The organism is Bacillus sp. FG16, assembly GCF_057809515.1.
In genome coordinates, this window is record NZ_JBMDKC010000023.1 from 12,926 (window position 1) to 29,374 (window position 16,449).

Here is a 16,449-nt window from a genome sequence, read left to right on the forward strand (position 1 = left end):
AATGAATAAAGTGGAGATTCATATATTAGGTGGTTTTTTAGGTAGTGGAAAATCAACATTATTACAAAATTTATTGTTAGCAGAGAAAAAGAAGAATAGAAAAGTTGCAGTATTAATGAATGAAATTGGTGAATACTCGGTAGATACAGATATTATTGGAAAAGAGAATGTTTTAAGAGAACTTCTTAAAGGCTGTATTTGTTGTACGTTAAAAGAAGAGCTTGAAATACAATTACATTCGTTATACCAACAAGAAAGACCAGATGTAATTTATATAGAAACGACAGGTGTTGCGCATCCAATTGAAGTGTTAGACGCGTGTGTCTCACCAATTTTAGCTCCTTTCCTGGAAGTGAAATCAATTGTAGTCGTTTTAGATGCAGTAAGGTGGTTAAACCGAAGTATATTAAGTGCAAATGTACAACAGCTATTGCATGAGCAACTGAAATTTGGTAGTCATATTCTTGTTAATAAAGCAGATTTACTAACAGATGAAGATAAGAACACAGTACTTGAAGAAGTAAAGGCAATAAATGATCATGCGAAAATATATGAGACGAAGTATTGTAATATATCTTTACAAGATATAGAAGAAGCAGAATTTACAAATGATGAGGAACATGAGACACTACATGTCAAACAGCATTTACATATACAAACGATGACGTATCAATTTACGAAACCGATCGATCAAGACAAATTATATGAATGGCTTTCGAATTTACCAGATAGTATTTATCGAGTGAAAGGTTTTGTGAAATTCCATGGAGATAAATACCCTCACCTATTCCAATATTCTTTCGGAGTACCGACTTTACTAGAACAAGACTTCGGTTTCCCGACAAACTTAGTAGTAATAGGAGAAGGACTAGATAAGAAACAATTGGCTGAAGGGTTAGAGAAAGTAGAACTTAACTCTAATTAAGGGGAAAAGACTAACTTAAAAATAAGTTAGTCTTTTTGTATGGTCATTACTGAAATGAAACAGTATTTTCAATTGGATTGCAGAATATATATTGATTGTATGTCCGTTTCCATTACATAGGAAGGTGATTATATATTTGTGCCGAATGTAGAGGGTACTACAAGAGTTTTCCATTATCTATCGAATTAGTTAGTCATGATTACGGACAGGGGATTTTGGCGTGTTTGATTCTATCAGAAAGTAAAGTATGGGGAGGATCACAATGTCGATGAAAAAACGTAAGTGGCTAAAGACGATGTTTACTGGTTGTGTTCTAGGTTCATTATTAATAACGGCAGCTTGTTCAGGGAAGAAAACAAGTACAGAGGATGAAAGAACGATTAAAGTAGGGGTTCTTGCCTCATTAACAGGTCCATTAGAATCGTATGGAAAACAAACAGTGAACGGATTTGAATTAGGGTTAGACTATGCAACTGGTGGAACTGGGAAAGTAGATGGGAAAAAGATTAAGTTTGTTGTAGAAGATACAGAAACGAAAGCGGATGTAGCAGTTAAAAAAGCTACGAAGTTATTAGAAGAAGAGAAAGTTGATTTTTTAGTTGGATCGTCTAGTTCAAGTGATACGTTAGCGGTTTTACCACTGGCTGAAGAATATGAAAAGATTATGGTTGTAGAACCGGCAGTTGCGGATAGTATTACCGGGAAGAACTGGAATAAATATATTTTTAGAACTGGAAGAAGTTCCTCACAAGATGCGATTGCAGGAGCAGCAGCAATTGCGAAAAAAGATGTAAAGATTGCGACATTTGCCCCAGATAACGCTTTTGGTCGTGAAGGGATTGCTGCATTTAAAGCGGGTGCGAAAAAATTAGGTGCGAACATTGTAAATGAGCAATACGCGGATACAAATTCAACAGATTTTACAGCGAATATTCAAAATATCATTAGTTCAAAACCAGATTATTTATTTATCGTTTGGGCAGGGGCAAATTCACCTTGGAAACAGTTGAAAGATATGAATGTGGAAGCGCAAGGTATTAAAATTTCTACAGGTGCGCCAGATATACCAGCATTAAAAACAATGGATGCATTAGTAGGTATGCAAGGTTTTTCTGTATATTATCACACACTTCCAAAAAATAAAGTGAATGATTGGCTAGTTGAAGAGCATAAAAAACGTTTTAATGGTGCAGTACCAGATTTGTTTACAGCGGGAGGAATGTCAGCAGCAATTTCTATTGTAGAAGCCTTAAAGAAAACAAAAGGTGATACAGATGTAGATACCTTGATTAAGAAAATGGAAGGAATGGAATTTGATACACCGAAAGGAAAGATGAAGTTTAGAGAGAAGGACCACCAAGCGATGCAGACGCTGTATTCTATCACATTGAAAAAGCAAGATGGTGTTGATTATCCGGTGCCGGTGTTAGAGCGAGAATTAACGATGAAAGAAACAGAACCACCAGTTCAAAATAAATAGACTGAATTTTCTGTTGTTTTATTATATAAAGAGGGGGGACCCTCTTTATATGTATTTCTTTCAAACTCACGGCTTTAAAGGGAGGGATTTCGTGACACATTTGCTAGAGACGAAAAATCTTAGCGTATCTTTTGGTGAACATCATGTTATTAAAGATGTGAATTTAACTGTCCAAAAAGGAAAGCTCATTTCTATTATCGGGCCAAACGGTGCAGGGAAGACAACATTGTTTAATTTACTAAGTGGCCAGATTTCACCCACAACAGGTGAAGTGTATTTTAAAGGGCAAGATATTACAAAACTATCGATTTCAGATCGAACACGCTTAGGAATCGGTCGCTCTTTTCAACTTACAAACATATTCCCCGAATTAACGGTACTTGAAAATGTCCGTTTAAGTGTTCAATCATTCGTACAAGATTACTATAGTTTTTTCCCGAGTCTAGCAAAATTAAAGCAACAAGTTGGAGAGGCGAGACGTTTCTTAAAAACAGTATTACTTCACGAGAAAGAGAACGTATTAGCGAAAGATTTAGCACATGGAGAGAAAAGAAAGCTAGAACTTGCGATGTTATTAGCTTTAAAAACGGATGTGTTATTACTTGATGAGCCGACGGCAGGTATTTCGGTTGAGGAAGTACCTGCTATATTACAAGTGATTGAAAATATTAAGAAACATCCAGAGAGCACAATTGTACTTATTGAACACAAAATGGATATGATATTAGGTTTGTCAGATCATCTTATCGTTTTATTTCATGGAGAGTTATTAGCTGAAGGATTGCCAGAAGAAATTATGAAAGATGAGCGTGTGCAAAGTGCTTATTTAGGGGGATTATATAGTGGCACTATTACAAGTGAATAATATAGAGACGTATTTAGATCAGTTTCATATTTTGCAAGGAGTATCTCTTGCTGTTGAGAAAGGGACGATTACTGTACTGTTTGGTAGAAACGGGGCAGGGAAAACAACGACATTACGTTCAGTTATGGGGTTTCACCGGATTGCAGATGGTGAAATTTATTATGATAGTGCAAAAGTAAGTGGATTAGCTACACATTTAATTTCAAGGAAAGGAATAGGGTATGTACCAGAAAATCAAGGTATTTTTCATGATTTGACAGTAGAAGAAACGTTCGCTCTTGCTAGGGGAAAAGGTGAAGAAGTAGAAGGGAAAATAGAGTGGATGCTGGAACTATTTCCGGATTTAAAGCAGTTTTGGAATAAGAAAAGTGGGCTCTTGAGCGGAGGGCAAAAGCAAATGTTGGCTATTTCAAGAGCGTTTATTAATAGTGATGGATTATTACTTATTGATGAGCCGAGCAAAGGGCTATCCCCGATAATGGTGGAGAGATTAATGGTAGCTATTTTGAAGATGAAAGAGAAAACAACAGTTTTACTTGTTGAGCAAAATTTTATAATGGCTAGTCAAATTGGCGATTATTTTTACATTATGGATAACGGACGAATTGTTCATAACGGTTTTATGAATGAATTAAAAAAGGATAAGGAAATGTGTCATAAATATTTAGGAATCTCTTAACATGAACCCGAGGTGAAAAGGATGGATGTGTTAATAAATTTATTTGTAAATGGGATTTCAACAGGGATGCTCATTTTTTTGTTAGCATCAGGTCTTTCACTTATTTTCGGTCTAATGAGCGTTTTAAACTTTGCACACGGTGGTTTATTTGCGTGGGGAGCATTTACAGGTGTTTGGTTATTTAATATGACAGGAAGTTATATATTAGCTTTAGTTGGAGCAGTAGCTATGGGAATGTTCCTAGGATTTATTTTAGAAAGGTTTCTTATTAGACCAGTATATGGAAATCATGTTCGACAGCTGCTCGTTACGCTTGGAGGAATGCTCGTTCTTAGTGAGTGTATTAAAATATTTTGGGGGCCAAACCCTATTAGTGCAAAATTACCGTTATGGTTACAAGGAAGTTTTACATCCGGAGGTATTATATTAATTAAATATCGTCTATTTGTTATTTTGATTGGGATAATTATTTACATTGCACTACTATTATTACTCAAAAAGACGAAGATAGGTCTTATGATCCGTGCAGGTGTAATGGATAAAGAAATGGTTCAAGCGCTTGGTATTAATGTAAAAGCGATATTTTCTTTCGTCTTTTTATTAGGAGCAGGGATGGCAGCTTTGGGAGGTTTCTTATTAGCACCGTATTCGGGCGTTATTTTCGCCGAGATGGGCATGCAGTATGCAATTTTAGCTTTTATAGTAGTAATTATCGGAGGATTAGGAAGCGTACAAGGTTCAGCTATTGCTTCTTTAATTGTCGGATTAGCTGGTGCTTTTACAGCGTATTTTATACCAGATTTATCACTTGCAATTAATATGTTAATGTTACTATTTTTCTTAATAGTAAAGCCAACTGGGCTTGTTGGTGAAAAGGGGTGAAATGGTGAACAACACATCGGACCGAATTAAAGTATACTTCGGAGTATGTATGCTAATTTGTTTAAGTGTATTTCCGTTCGTAAATGATTCACGGAGCCTGTTAATTTTGTTCACTCAAATCTTCATCTTTGCTATTTTTGCAATGAGTTTTGATGTATTGCTTGGATATACAGGAATTGTATCGTTCGGTCATTGTATGTTCTTTGGGATAGGAGCATATGGGGTAGCGCTTTTATTTGATCGGCAAGGCGTATCAATAACGAATTTTTTAATAGGGATAGTAGCTGCAATTATTGTTTCAGCAATCGTTAGTTATATAATTGGTTTGCTTTCTTTACGGTTGAAAAGTCATTTTTATGCAATGTTAACACTTGCTATTTCACAGTTGTTTTTCGTACTTGCTGAAAAATGGCGTGGGCTTACTCACGGAGGAGATGGTTTTACATTTGGGGTACCAGAAATATTCCGTGATCGTTTTACTTTTTATTATGTATCACTTATATGTTTACTCTTCATTTTTATTCTATTACGTCTTTTTACAAAGTCTTCTATTGGGAAAGTATTAAAAGCAATTTCACAAAATGAACAACGTGTTGAAGCACTTGGATATAAAGTCCTCCATTATAAAATAATCGCAAGTGTAGTGGCAGGAATAGTAGCTGCAATTAGCGGTGGTTTATTTGTTATTACATTACGCTTTGTCAATACGACTGTATTTTCAATTGAAATGACATTAAATGCATTATTGATGACGATGATTGGAGGGGTCGGAACGTTAATTGGAGCTATTGCTGGATCTGGGATTATTGAATCACTAAAATATTATTTATCAGAACTAGCGACGGAATATCCGATTTTTGAAAGATGGACGATTATTCTAGGTTTATTGTATATTATCGTGCTACTTGTTTTTCCGAAAGGATTGGTTGGGACGGTTAAGAAATTGAAGGGTTTTAAAAGGAATAAGAAGGAGAAAAGTACAGAAGTGGAGCAAAACGTGTGAAAAATCAATTGTATTCAAAATAAAAATCCCTCTTTTAGATTCGTTAAAGAGGGATTTTTATTTTGAAAAAAGTTTGTCAACGAAGTCATTTTATTAATCAAATAGTTCATCAGGGATATGCTTTAGAAAGGTTTGATTCGTAAAAAAATGAACAGCGAAATTCTCAATGGGAACATCTGCAATTATTACTAATGTATCATTTTTAATCGGTAAAAAAGCTATTCCTTTTCCATCATTAATAAACTCTTCCATAAGCGAATAAGAATCCAACTGTTGAAGTTGGCGCTGAGATAAATTGTTTTCTTTTAGGAATTGTATTGTCTTATTCCTAAAAGGGCACTTTTTGTCATTGCTAACGAAGAAAATTTCTTTTGAATAATCAATGGTACATTTTTCTTTCGCTTTTAATAAGCCTACAGAAATTGAGGTCGTGAACACTTTTTTAAACGATGCGTCAGGATAATCCTCATAAGTTATGACCATATCAACTTTTTGTTGCTGCAGTAATTTTTGCAAATGACTACTACTTTCTACATATATTTGATAATTTCTGAAGTTTTCTGCAATACGCTTACTTAAATAATTTGTCAAAATAGATTGTGACGTCGCTATTATATAAGAAGAACCACTCATTTTAATTTCATCTTTTACTTCTTCTAATAGAGTTAATATTTTATTCGTGTAATCTAATAAAATGTCACCAGCAGGTAATAAGGAAACGCCTTTGTTATCTCTATGTAGTAAAGGTGTTTCTAACTCTTGTTCTAATTTTTTAATTCGCTCAGTTACGTTCGGTTGAACATATCCTAACTCTTTAGCAGCTTTACTAATAGAACCCTCACTGGCTACAGTTTTGAATATAATAAGATCATTTATTTCCAAGTATCTCAGCCCCTTATGCACTATCATTATAAATGATACCAAACATAATTTATACCTATTTTACGTTAGCCACTTATCGATTTATCATAATGTATATAAGATTGAAAGTGAGTGATAAACATGATTGGAATGCAATATAAGGTCATTCTTCCAAAGGATTATGACATGGAGATTATTAAGAAAAGGGTAAAGGATAATGGCTATAAAACTGATGGTTTCCAAGAACTAAATTTTAAAGCTTATTTAATTACGGAAACGGAGAAAAACGGGAATTTTTATAACTGCTATGCACCTTTATATATTTGGAATGGTCATGAAGGGATGAATAAATTTATCTTTGAAGGGTATTACGATAATATTTTACAATCGTTTGGGTGGCAACAAATAAATATAGGTGTTCCGTTAGTTGTTAATCTAAGTGATGGATTTAAGAAAAGTAGATATGTTGTTGAATATGCAGGAAGTATTTCTCAAAGTAAAACGTTGATTGGGACTGAATTAAACAAGATGAATGAAAATGTACAAAACAATGAAAAGTGTTTAGGGAATGTAATCGTTTATAATCCGGATAAATGGGGATACAGTAGGTTTGAGTTTTATGAAGAGAAGCCTGATATTGTAGTGACTAAGGGTGTTACAGTATATGAGATTTTACACATTTCACGATGAAATTTTGTTGTATATTAAAATTAAGAAAAGGAATGAAAATCTATGCCTTTTGTGAAGGTTTATTATCCTGAAAACATATTAAATGAGGAAAAGTTGGGGGAAATAGGTAAATGTATCCATCTTTCATTAATTGAACATTTTAACATCCCTGAAAATGATTATTTTCAAATGTTCTTACCTTATCAACAAAACAAATTTTTATATAATCCATATTATTTGTTGGAAAGAGGAGAAAAGAGAACAGAGAATATGATATATGTTTCTATTACATGTGGACCGGGAAGAACGGTGCAACAGAAAAAAGATTTGTATCAATCTGTATCCTTAAAAATCCCGCAATATTCCGACGTTAAAGTTTCGGATATTTTTATTACACTAAATGAGACAGCTGCTGAAAACTGGTCATTTGGTCAAGGAATAGCACAAATGGTGAAAATAAAGGGAGAAAAAAATGAAGAATGAACTTATTGAAGTACAGATTAAAAAGAAAATGAGAGAAATGGCACCTGCATTTGCTCATTATAGTGAAAAGATATTGTTTGAGGAAGTGTGGCGGGATGCCACTTTAACATTAAGAGAAAGAAGTTTGTGTACTGTGTCAGCACTAATCAGTCTCGGTAATACAGAACAATTACCATTTCATCTGAAGCTAGCTAAACAAAATGGGGTTATGGAGAATGAATTGGTTGCATTAATAACACATATGGCTTTTTACGTTGGTTGGCCAAAAGCTATGGCAGCTTTAAATATAGTAATGAAATGAAAAGTTAAGAATAATGATAAGTAAGAATTCATGTTTACATGAATTCTTACTTATCATTATTTATGCAATACTCTATCGCTATATTTATTACATTTTCTCTTGCTTTTTCATCACTTGCGTAGTAAAGTGATAGTAAGATGAACGCTAGGAAGTGATGAAACATGCGTGATAATACGATAGGATCATTAATATGGTTACGTTTAATACGATTTACGAACCAAAGTAATCAAATGTCAAATGAGTTTTTAAAACGTTTTGATTTAACGACAGCTCAATTTGATGTGCTTTTGCAAATACGTACGTATCAACCACTAACACAAATGGAGTTAGCTGAAAAGGTAACTGTTACACAAGGTGGCATTTCTCGAATGTTAACTCGTCTTGAAAAAGAAGGATATATTGTACGAAAACAAGATTGGAAAACGAAAATAATTAGTCTTACAGAGCAAGGAGAAGCAGCTTTAGAGAGAGCCTTGCCAGAGCAACTTGCATTTCAATCTTCGTTTTTTGATGATGTATTAAATGAAGAAGAGCAGAAAATATTATACGAGCTGATGACGAAAGTTCATAAACATAGTGAAAAAAAAGAATTACCGCAAGAGTAATTTTTTTTACCTCATCAATTGACTAATCAAGTGATGAGGTAGGTAATACGGAGATATACTTGACTTACCAACGTTTTTAGAAGAAAAACTAATACTACATTATTAAAGGGGAGAGTAACTATGGAAAAATACCGTATAGATACAAGAAAAGGAATTGAGTTTGGGTTATATTCAATTGGCGATCATGTTTTAAATCCACATAATGGGGAGAAAATTACGCCAGAAAAAAGAATTCACGAACTAATTGAAACAGCTAAGTTAGCAGATGAGGCAGGGCTTGATGTGTTTGCTGTAGGCGAAAGTCATCAAACGCATTTTACAACGCAAGCTCATACAGTTATTTTAGGTGCGGTCGCGCAAGCTACGAAAAATATAAAAATTGCAAGTTCCGCAACGATATTAAGTACATCTGACCCAGTTCGAGTATATGAGGATTTCGCTACCATTGACTTGATTTCTAATGGTCGTGCTGAAATCGTAGCTGGTCGTGGATCTCGTATTGGAGGATATAGTTTACTTGGTTACGATGTAAATGATTATGAAGAGTTATTTGAAGAGAAGATGGATCTTTTATTAAAAATTAATAAAGAGGAACATGTAACATGGAATGGGCAGTTCAGAGCACCACTTGAGTATGCTTCAGTTATCCCTAGAGCTAAAAATAATAACCTGCCAATTTGGCGTGCGGTTGGTGGACCGCCAGCTAGTGCAATTAAAGCAGGACGTGCAGGTGTGCCAATGATGATAACAACACTTGGTGGCCCAGCAATTAACTTTAAAGTGTCAGTAGATGCTTATCGCGAGGCTGCTCAGCAAAGTGGATTTGATCCAGCTAGTTTACCAGTTGCGACAACGAGTTTATTTTATACGGCAAAAAATTCACAAGATGCACTTAGTGAATATTACCCTCACATTAATGCTGGTATGCTTACACTGCGCGGTGGTGGGTATCCGAAACAGCAATTTACAAATGCAATAGATTACCGTGATGCTTTAATGGTTGGTAGCCCACAACAAATCATTGAGAAAATGCTTTACCAATATGAATTGTTTGGCCAACAACGCTTTATGGCACAAATTGATTTTGGCGGTGTACCATTTGATAAAATTGAGAAAAATATTGAATTAATTGCTACTGAAATTTTACCAGCCGTTAGAAAACATACAGCAAAATAAATAAAAAAACTGGGAGTCTAATTGACTCTCAGTTTTTTATTTGTTATGGAAAAATGACAAAAAAATGAACTTTTAATCGAGGAAGAGGGAAGTTATTTTCTATTTTTGAATAACATTATTTCGAGTTTGAATTTTGGAAATACATTTTTCTCTTGACAAAAAACAAGCATTTATCGAGGGTGGATGCGAGGACATTTTTTCGGTTAAAAGTCAAGTGTATGAAGAAAAACACGATTGTTTTATAGATATAAAAGTAAGCCGTATATTGAAAAAATACATTTTACTAATGAGGAAAATCTGATTCAAAAAAATGACAAAAGACATATTTCAGACAAAATGATGTCAATAATACGTCAAAAATAACCTGAATTTACTATGTAGGTATATTATACAATTCGATTAACGAATAAAACACTACAGAAATAGTGAAAAGGTAAAAATTAGCATTGCAATAGTTTGAAAAACTGAAACTTCATATTTTTCGACAATACATACAAAATGTTTTTGTCTTTTCGTATTTCTTAATAATTGAGTTTGATAAGATTGCTCAATTAACTTTTATTATAAAAACTATGAAGGAAGTGATTTTAGTATGGAAACGCTCGAATTGGCACGAATACAGTTCGCATCAACAACGATTTTCCATTACTTTTTTGTTCCGCTGTCAATTGGTTTAGCTTTTATTATTGCGATAATGCAAACGTTGTATGTGGTAAAAGGACAAGAAGTATATAAGAAGATGGCAAAGTTTTGGACGCAATTATTCCTTATTAACTTTGCAGTAGGTGTAGTAACAGGTATTTTACAAGAATTTCAGTTTGGTATGAACTGGTCAACGTATTCACGTTTTGTAGGTGATGTATTTGGTCCCTCGCTTGCAATTGAAGGATTACTGGCATTTTTCATTGAGTCTACATTCCTAGGTTTATGGGTATTCGGTGAGGATAAATTACCGAAGCGAATTCACTTAATGTGTATTTGGCTCCTTTCAATTGGAACGATGTTATCAGCATTTTGGATTTTAACTGCAAGTGCATTTATGCAGTCACCTGTCGGGTATGAAATGGCAGCTGATGGTCGTGCACAAATGAATGATTTCTTAGCCATTATTCAAAACCCACAACTATGGGTACAATTCCCGCATACAATTACAGCAGCAATTGCAACAGGTGCATTCTTTATTGCGGGTGTAAGTGCATGGAAAATTACAAAAGGACAAGAAACTGTAGTATTTAAAAAATCTTTCCGCATTTCTATCATTGTTGGAACAATTACAACGGCGCTTGTATTATTCTTCGGTCATGCACAAGCGCAACAATTAATTAAGACACATCCAATGAAGATGGCGGCAGCTGAAGCACTATGGAATACAAGTGAGGATCCAGCGCCATTTACAGTATTTTCGAAAATTGATACAGAGAAGAAAGAAAATTCGTTTGAAATTCAAATCCCTTATATGCTAAGTCTATTATCGTATGATAAGTTTAGCGGTCAAGTTGAAGGGATGAATCAAATTCAAAAACAATATGAAGAAAAATATGGACCTGGGGATTATATTCCTCCAGTGCATACAATGTTTTGGAGTTTTAGAGCGATGGTAATGAGTGGAACATTCATGCTTCTTCTAGGAGCTTACGGATGGTTCTTATCAAGAAAAGATCGTTTAGCTGAAAAAACGTGGTATTTAAAATTAATGGTGTATGCAATTTCTCTTCCATTCATCGGTAATACAGTAGGATGGATTATGACTGAAATGGGTCGTCAACCTTGGGTTGTATTTGGTGTAATGAAAACAGAAGATGCTGTATCACCAAATGTAACATTCGGTGAAGTATTATTCTCACTTATTTCATTCACATCAATGTATTTAATTATGGGTGGAATTTGTGTGTACTTATTTGTTCGTACCATTAAGGGCCACACAAATAAGAAAACGAAAAAGGATTATCAAAGCCATGATCCATTTGATAAGGAGGAAGAGTATGTTATCTCTTAATGAGTTATGGTTTTTAGTTATTGCAATCTTATTTGTTGGATTCTTCGTACTGGAAGGTTTCGACTTTGGGGTAGGAATGGTTTCGAGGTTTTTAGGAAAGAATGATTTTGAAAAACGAGTTTACTTAAATACAATAGGACCGTTCTGGCACGCGAATGAAGTATGGCTTGTTTGTGCTGGTGGAGCCATGTTTGCGGCATTTCCGCACTGGTATGCAACTTTATTTAGTGGTTTTTATATTCCGTTTGTATTTATGCTTCTTGCTTTAATTTTAAGAGGTGTTTCCTTTAAATTTCGTGCGAAAATAGATAATCATAAATGGAAGAGTGCGTGGGATTGGGGGATGTTTATTGGAAGTATGTTACCTCCTATCCTTTGGGGAGTTGCGATTGCAAACTTTATGGTAGGTGTACCTATTGATGAGAGCAAAAATGTTGTAGGTGGATTCCTGCAATTACTTCATCCATTTGCGTTACTTGGGGGAGTAATGTTTCTCCTACTATGTATTGTTCACGGATTACAATTTCTTACGATACGTACAACTGGTAAATTGAGAGAACGTGCACGAATTGCTGCAATAAAAATTGCACCATTTTCATTAATTACACTTCTTGTTTTTGCTGGTGTGGGGTTATGGAAAACCGACATTTTCACTGCTCATGGAACAGAATGGATTATGGTACCAATCGGAGCTTTTGTAGCACTATTAGTGTCCACGTTATTAAATAAAAGAAGAAGAGATGGTTGGGCTTTCTTTATGACGAGTTTAACAATCATTTTACTAAGTGCGAGTGTATTTATCGGTATGTTCCCACGTGTTATGATTAGCTCTTTAGGAGCAATGAATGATTTGACAATTTACAACGCAGCATCAGGAGCTTATGCATTAAAACTTATGACTTACTTTGCGATTGCTATTTTGCCTTTCGTTATCGGAAGTCAAATATGGAGTTATTATGTATTTAGACAACCTGTTAAGTCAGACAACGATTTGGAGTACTAATGAAAAGAAAAAGAGGACTTCCGTCTTATCCCGGTAGCCGTATTTTATATGTAGCGTTAACGATTATTAGTATTTTAGAAGCTTTTAGTATTATTGCGCAAACAATCTTTTTAGCACGAGCTATTACGTTTTTATTTCATGGAGAGACAGTACAAACAATATTAAGTGAAATTGTTTATTTTGGTATCGCGTTTGCAGCGCGTAACATAGTAGTTCGAACATCACAAATATTAGTGGAACGTTTTGCCGAAAAAACAGGGTCGTTACTAAGAAAACAATTGATAGAGGCATATTTCACATTAGGTCCAAGATATGTTCAAACGGTTGGAACGGGTCATCTGGTTACCTTATCAATTGAGGGGATTGAGAAATTTAAAACATATATTGAATTAACGATTCCTAAAATGATTAGAAGTAGTATCGTTCCAGGTCTAATTGTACTATATGTTTTTACGCTAGATATTGAGTCTGGAATCATTTTAGTTGTAACGATTCCTATCGTGATCATATTTATGATTCTTCTCGGATTAGCAGCGCAAAAAATGGCAGATAGTCAGTATGAGATATATCGTGTACTTTCGAACCATTTTGTAGATACGTTAAAAGGTTTAGAAACATTAAAGTATTTAGGGAAAAGTGAACAGCACGAAGGAAAGATTGAAAAAGTAAGTAAAAGATATAGAAAAGCAACGATGCGTACTTTGCGAGTTGCTTTTCTTTCTTCTTTTGCATTAGATTTCTTTACGAGTTTATCAATCGCGTTTGTGGCAGTTGGATTAGGGATACGCTTAATAGATGGAACGATTATACTATTACCAGCCCTTACAATTTTGATTTTAGCTCCGGAATATTTTCTGCCGATTAAACAAGTGGGAGCAAATTATCATGCGACATTAGATGGACAAATTGCGATGGAGCAAATAGAAGAGATTTTGCAACAACAAAAAGGAATAGAAAAGAAAGATTTAAATGAAGATATAGTATGGAATGCCTCTAGTAGCTTGAAATTACAAGATATCAAAGTTAATAATACTGAATCTGAAAAGGCTATATTAGAAGGAATTAATTTTACTTGGGAAGGTAACGGTGCTATTGGTGTTATTGGTGAAAGTGGTGCGGGGAAATCGACGTTAATCGACGTATTAGCCGGGTTTTTATCTCCTTCGAGTGGAAAGATGTTAGTAAATGGTCTAGAAGTTGATGGATCTACTCGTGAAGATTGGCAAAAAAATATTGCTTACATTCCGCAGCAACCTTATATTTTTCCGCTTTCATTAAAGGATAACATTCGTTTTTATGAAACAAAAGCAACAGATGAAGAAGTTGAAAGAGTTATTAATGAAGTCGGCCTTCGTTCACTCGTTACATCACTTCCAAATGGGATGCACGAAAGAATTGGAGAAGGTGGACGTATGCTAAGTGGCGGACAAGAACAGCGTGTTGCTATGGCGCGTGCACTTTTAAGTAAAAAACCAATCATTTTATTAGATGAGCCTACGGCACATCTTGATATTGAAACCGAATTTGAAATAAAGCAAGCGATGTTACGTCTATTTAATGGAAAGTTAGTATTTTTAGCAACTCACCGTCTACATTGGATGAAACAAATGGACCATATCCTTATTTTAAATAAAGGGGAAATGATAGAAAGTGGGACGTATGAAGAACTTTTAGAGAGTGAGACATTACATTTTCATAGGGAAGAGAGGGGAGAGAAATGAGTAACTGGGTTAAACCTTATATAAAACAAAATAAAGGTAGAATGACTTTAACTATTTTCCTTGGTCTTCTTGGAGTTAGTTCAGGAGCGATGTTACTTTTTATTTCAGGTTATTTAATCTCAAAATCTGCCCTTAGACCAGAAAATGTAATGGCTGTATATGTTCCTATTGTTGCAACAAGAGCGTTTAGTATAGGGCAAGCTGTGTTTCATTATATAGAGCGCTTAGTCGGACATGATGTCGTACTACGTATATTAGAAAAAATGAGAACGAAGCTATATAGAATAGTAGAACCACAGGCGTTATTTTTCCGTTCTCGATTTCAAACGGGTGATATGTTAGGAGTGTTATCCGAAGATATAGAGCATTTGCAAAACCTATATTTACGTACAATATTTCCTAGTATATTAGCGCTAGTTGTTTATAGTATCTTCGTACTTGTTATCGGTGCATTTGACCTTGTGTTTGCATTTATTGTAGGTTGTATGTTAGCTATTATCGTGTTTCTTCTTCCATTTGTATCATTACTTTTGATGAAGAAACACCATGTTACTTTAAAGCAAGGCAGAAGCCGTTTGTATCAACAACTGACGGATGCTGTTTTTGGATTATCTGATTGGCAGGCAAGTGGTCGTAAAGGTGAATTTATTAATGAGTATGTAAAACAAAATGATCAGTTGTTAAAAATCGAAAAGAGAGTGAAACGCTGGTATCATATTCGGGACAGTATCATTCAATTAGTAGTAGGTATTGTAGTTATTTCGATGATTATATGGACTGGAAATGAAGCGGCAAGTGAGCAAATTGCTCCTACAGTTATCGCAGCTTTCGTATTAATGACTTTATCTGTAACGAATGCGCTTATTCCTATTGCAGATGCCATCGATCGAATCCCGTCGTATGTAGAATCTACCCATCGTCTTAATGGCGTAGAAAGTGATAGTGTTTTACATGATAAAATGGATTTGTATGGAGATAATGATTACGTTGAACCAAGACATGTAGATATTGAACTGAATCACGTATCGTATAGTTATCCAGATAGTAATGAGATTGTATTAAAAGACGTATCATTACAAATAAAAGCAGGGAAGAAAATTGCTATTTTAGGCAGAAGTGGGACAGGGAAATCTACTTTACTAAAATTGTTAACAGGGGCGTTAAGCCCAGTAAACGGCCAAGTTGTATTGAATGGTGAACGAGCTCATACGAATCTTTTATCTAAATATATTTCTGTATTAAATCAAAAGCCCCATTTGTTTGATACGACAATTGGAAATAATGTACGAATTGGCAAACCAGAGGCGACGGATGAAGAGATATGGAAAGCTTTAGAGAAAGCACAATTAGCTTCACATATTACTTCTCTTCCGGACGGATTACAAACAAAAATGCATGAAATGGGAAAGCGGTTTTCTGGTGGTGAAAGACAAAGGGTTGCTTTTGCTAGAACTCTTATGCAAGAAACACCCATCATTGTACTTGATGAACCGACTATCGGTTTAGATCCGAAAACAGAATTGTCTTTAATTGAAACAATGTTTTCTGCAACGGAAGAAAAGACGGTTATTTGGATTACGCACCATCTTGTAGGAATAGAACATGTAGACGAAGTTATATTCCTTGATCGTGGCCAAATTGTCATGCAAGGTAGTCATAAACAACTTTTGAAAGAAAATGAAAAGTATCGTAAACTTTATGAGTTAGATAAAGGAATATGATTTGAATAAGCAATAATTGTAAAAATAGCTACGCCTAATGGTGGAGCTATTTTTTTGTTAGATTGCAGGTGTATATGAT

16 protein-coding genes are annotated in these 16,449 nt (G+C 34.7%); 15 read left to right on the top strand and 1 reads right to left on the bottom strand.

Features of this window, described 5'->3' with window-relative positions; translation table 11 throughout:
• Nucleotide 1 precedes the first annotated feature (1 nt).
• The 6 genes from ACODS7_RS10975 to ACODS7_RS11000 all read left to right on the top strand — a co-directional run bounded on the left by ACODS7_RS10975 (nucleotide 2) and on the right by ACODS7_RS11000 (nucleotide 5,834).
• Nucleotides 2-925: a CobW family GTP-binding protein gene (locus ACODS7_RS10975; RefSeq protein ID WP_029442016.1), complete on the top strand. Its 924-nt coding sequence runs from the start codon at nucleotides 2-4 to the stop codon at nucleotides 923-925.
• Nucleotides 926-1,187: 262 nt separating this feature from the next.
• Nucleotides 1,188-2,405: a substrate-binding domain-containing protein gene (locus ACODS7_RS10980; RefSeq protein ID WP_029442017.1), complete on the top strand. Its 1,218-nt coding sequence runs from the start codon at nucleotides 1,188-1,190 to the stop codon at nucleotides 2,403-2,405.
• Nucleotides 2,406-2,496: 91 nt separating this feature from the next.
• Nucleotides 2,497-3,270: an ABC transporter ATP-binding protein gene (locus tag ACODS7_RS10985; protein WP_029442018.1), complete on the top strand. Its 774-nt coding sequence runs from the start codon at nucleotides 2,497-2,499 to the stop codon at nucleotides 3,268-3,270.
• Complete coding sequence (locus ACODS7_RS10990; RefSeq protein WP_088115742.1) at nucleotides 3,248-3,949, top strand: ABC transporter ATP-binding protein; 702 nt, start codon at nucleotides 3,248-3,250, stop codon at nucleotides 3,947-3,949. Before ACODS7_RS10985 ends, ACODS7_RS10990 begins: the two co-directional genes overlap by 23 nt.
• Before the next feature lie 21 nt (nucleotides 3,950-3,970).
• Entirely contained in the window at nucleotides 3,971-4,831 is an 861-nt protein-coding gene (locus ACODS7_RS10995; RefSeq protein ID WP_000382788.1) for a branched-chain amino acid ABC transporter permease, read from the top strand.
• A 49-nt stretch (nucleotides 4,832-4,880) separates the two neighbouring features.
• A complete protein-coding gene (locus ACODS7_RS11000) occupies nucleotides 4,881-5,834 on the top strand; it encodes a branched-chain amino acid ABC transporter permease (protein WP_016082023.1) in 954 nt (317 codons plus the stop codon).
• Between the two features lie 93 nt (nucleotides 5,835-5,927).
• Here ACODS7_RS11000 and ACODS7_RS11005 read toward each other — a convergent pair whose 3' ends face one another.
• Complete coding sequence (locus ACODS7_RS11005) at nucleotides 5,928-6,716, bottom strand: LysR family transcriptional regulator (protein ID WP_088115745.1); 789 nt, start codon at nucleotides 6,714-6,716, stop codon at nucleotides 5,928-5,930.
• Between the two features lie 120 nt (nucleotides 6,717-6,836).
• Here ACODS7_RS11005 and ACODS7_RS11010 point away from each other — a divergent pair, with 120 nt between their 5' ends.
• From ACODS7_RS11010 to cydC, 9 genes are all read left to right on the top strand, one after another.
• On the top strand, nucleotides 6,837-7,385 hold the full coding sequence (locus tag ACODS7_RS11010; RefSeq protein ID WP_088115746.1) for a DUF4865 family protein: 549 nt from the start codon (nucleotides 6,837-6,839) through the stop codon (nucleotides 7,383-7,385).
• A 42-nt stretch (nucleotides 7,386-7,427) separates the two neighbouring features.
• Nucleotides 7,428-7,847 (top strand): tautomerase family protein, encoded by a 420-nt coding sequence (locus ACODS7_RS11015; RefSeq protein ID WP_088115747.1) that lies wholly within the window; start codon nucleotides 7,428-7,430, stop codon nucleotides 7,845-7,847.
• The gene (locus ACODS7_RS11020; protein ID WP_048563984.1) at nucleotides 7,837-8,148 is read left to right on the top strand and encodes a carboxymuconolactone decarboxylase family protein; all 312 of its coding nucleotides are present in this window, start codon (nucleotides 7,837-7,839) and stop codon (nucleotides 8,146-8,148) included. Before ACODS7_RS11015 ends, ACODS7_RS11020 begins: the two co-directional genes overlap by 11 nt.
• 161 nt (nucleotides 8,149-8,309) lie before the next feature.
• Nucleotides 8,310-8,753, top strand: coding sequence for a MarR family winged helix-turn-helix transcriptional regulator (locus ACODS7_RS11025; RefSeq protein ID WP_098630040.1), 444 nt, complete (start codon nucleotides 8,310-8,312; stop codon nucleotides 8,751-8,753).
• 120 nt (nucleotides 8,754-8,873) lie between these two features.
• Nucleotides 8,874-9,929: an LLM class flavin-dependent oxidoreductase gene (locus tag ACODS7_RS11030; RefSeq protein WP_098630041.1), complete on the top strand. Its 1,056-nt coding sequence runs from the start codon at nucleotides 8,874-8,876 to the stop codon at nucleotides 9,927-9,929.
• A 592-nt stretch (nucleotides 9,930-10,521) separates the two neighbouring features.
• Complete coding sequence (gene cydA, locus ACODS7_RS11035) at nucleotides 10,522-11,925, top strand: cytochrome ubiquinol oxidase subunit I (protein WP_000448870.1); 1,404 nt, start codon at nucleotides 10,522-10,524, stop codon at nucleotides 11,923-11,925.
• Nucleotides 11,912-12,928: a cytochrome d ubiquinol oxidase subunit II gene (gene cydB / locus ACODS7_RS11040; protein WP_000950083.1), complete on the top strand. Its 1,017-nt coding sequence runs from the start codon at nucleotides 11,912-11,914 to the stop codon at nucleotides 12,926-12,928. Before cydA ends, cydB begins: the two co-directional genes overlap by 14 nt.
• Nucleotides 12,928-14,649, top strand: a complete 1,722-nt coding sequence (gene cydD / locus ACODS7_RS11045; RefSeq protein ID WP_043935023.1) for a thiol reductant ABC exporter subunit CydD — start codon at nucleotides 12,928-12,930, stop codon at nucleotides 14,647-14,649. Before cydB ends, cydD begins: the two co-directional genes overlap by 1 nt.
• Complete coding sequence (gene cydC / locus ACODS7_RS11050) at nucleotides 14,646-16,370, top strand: thiol reductant ABC exporter subunit CydC (RefSeq protein ID WP_048563982.1); 1,725 nt, start codon at nucleotides 14,646-14,648, stop codon at nucleotides 16,368-16,370. Before cydD ends, cydC begins: the two co-directional genes overlap by 4 nt.
• Nucleotides 16,371-16,449: the final 79 nt, after the last annotated feature.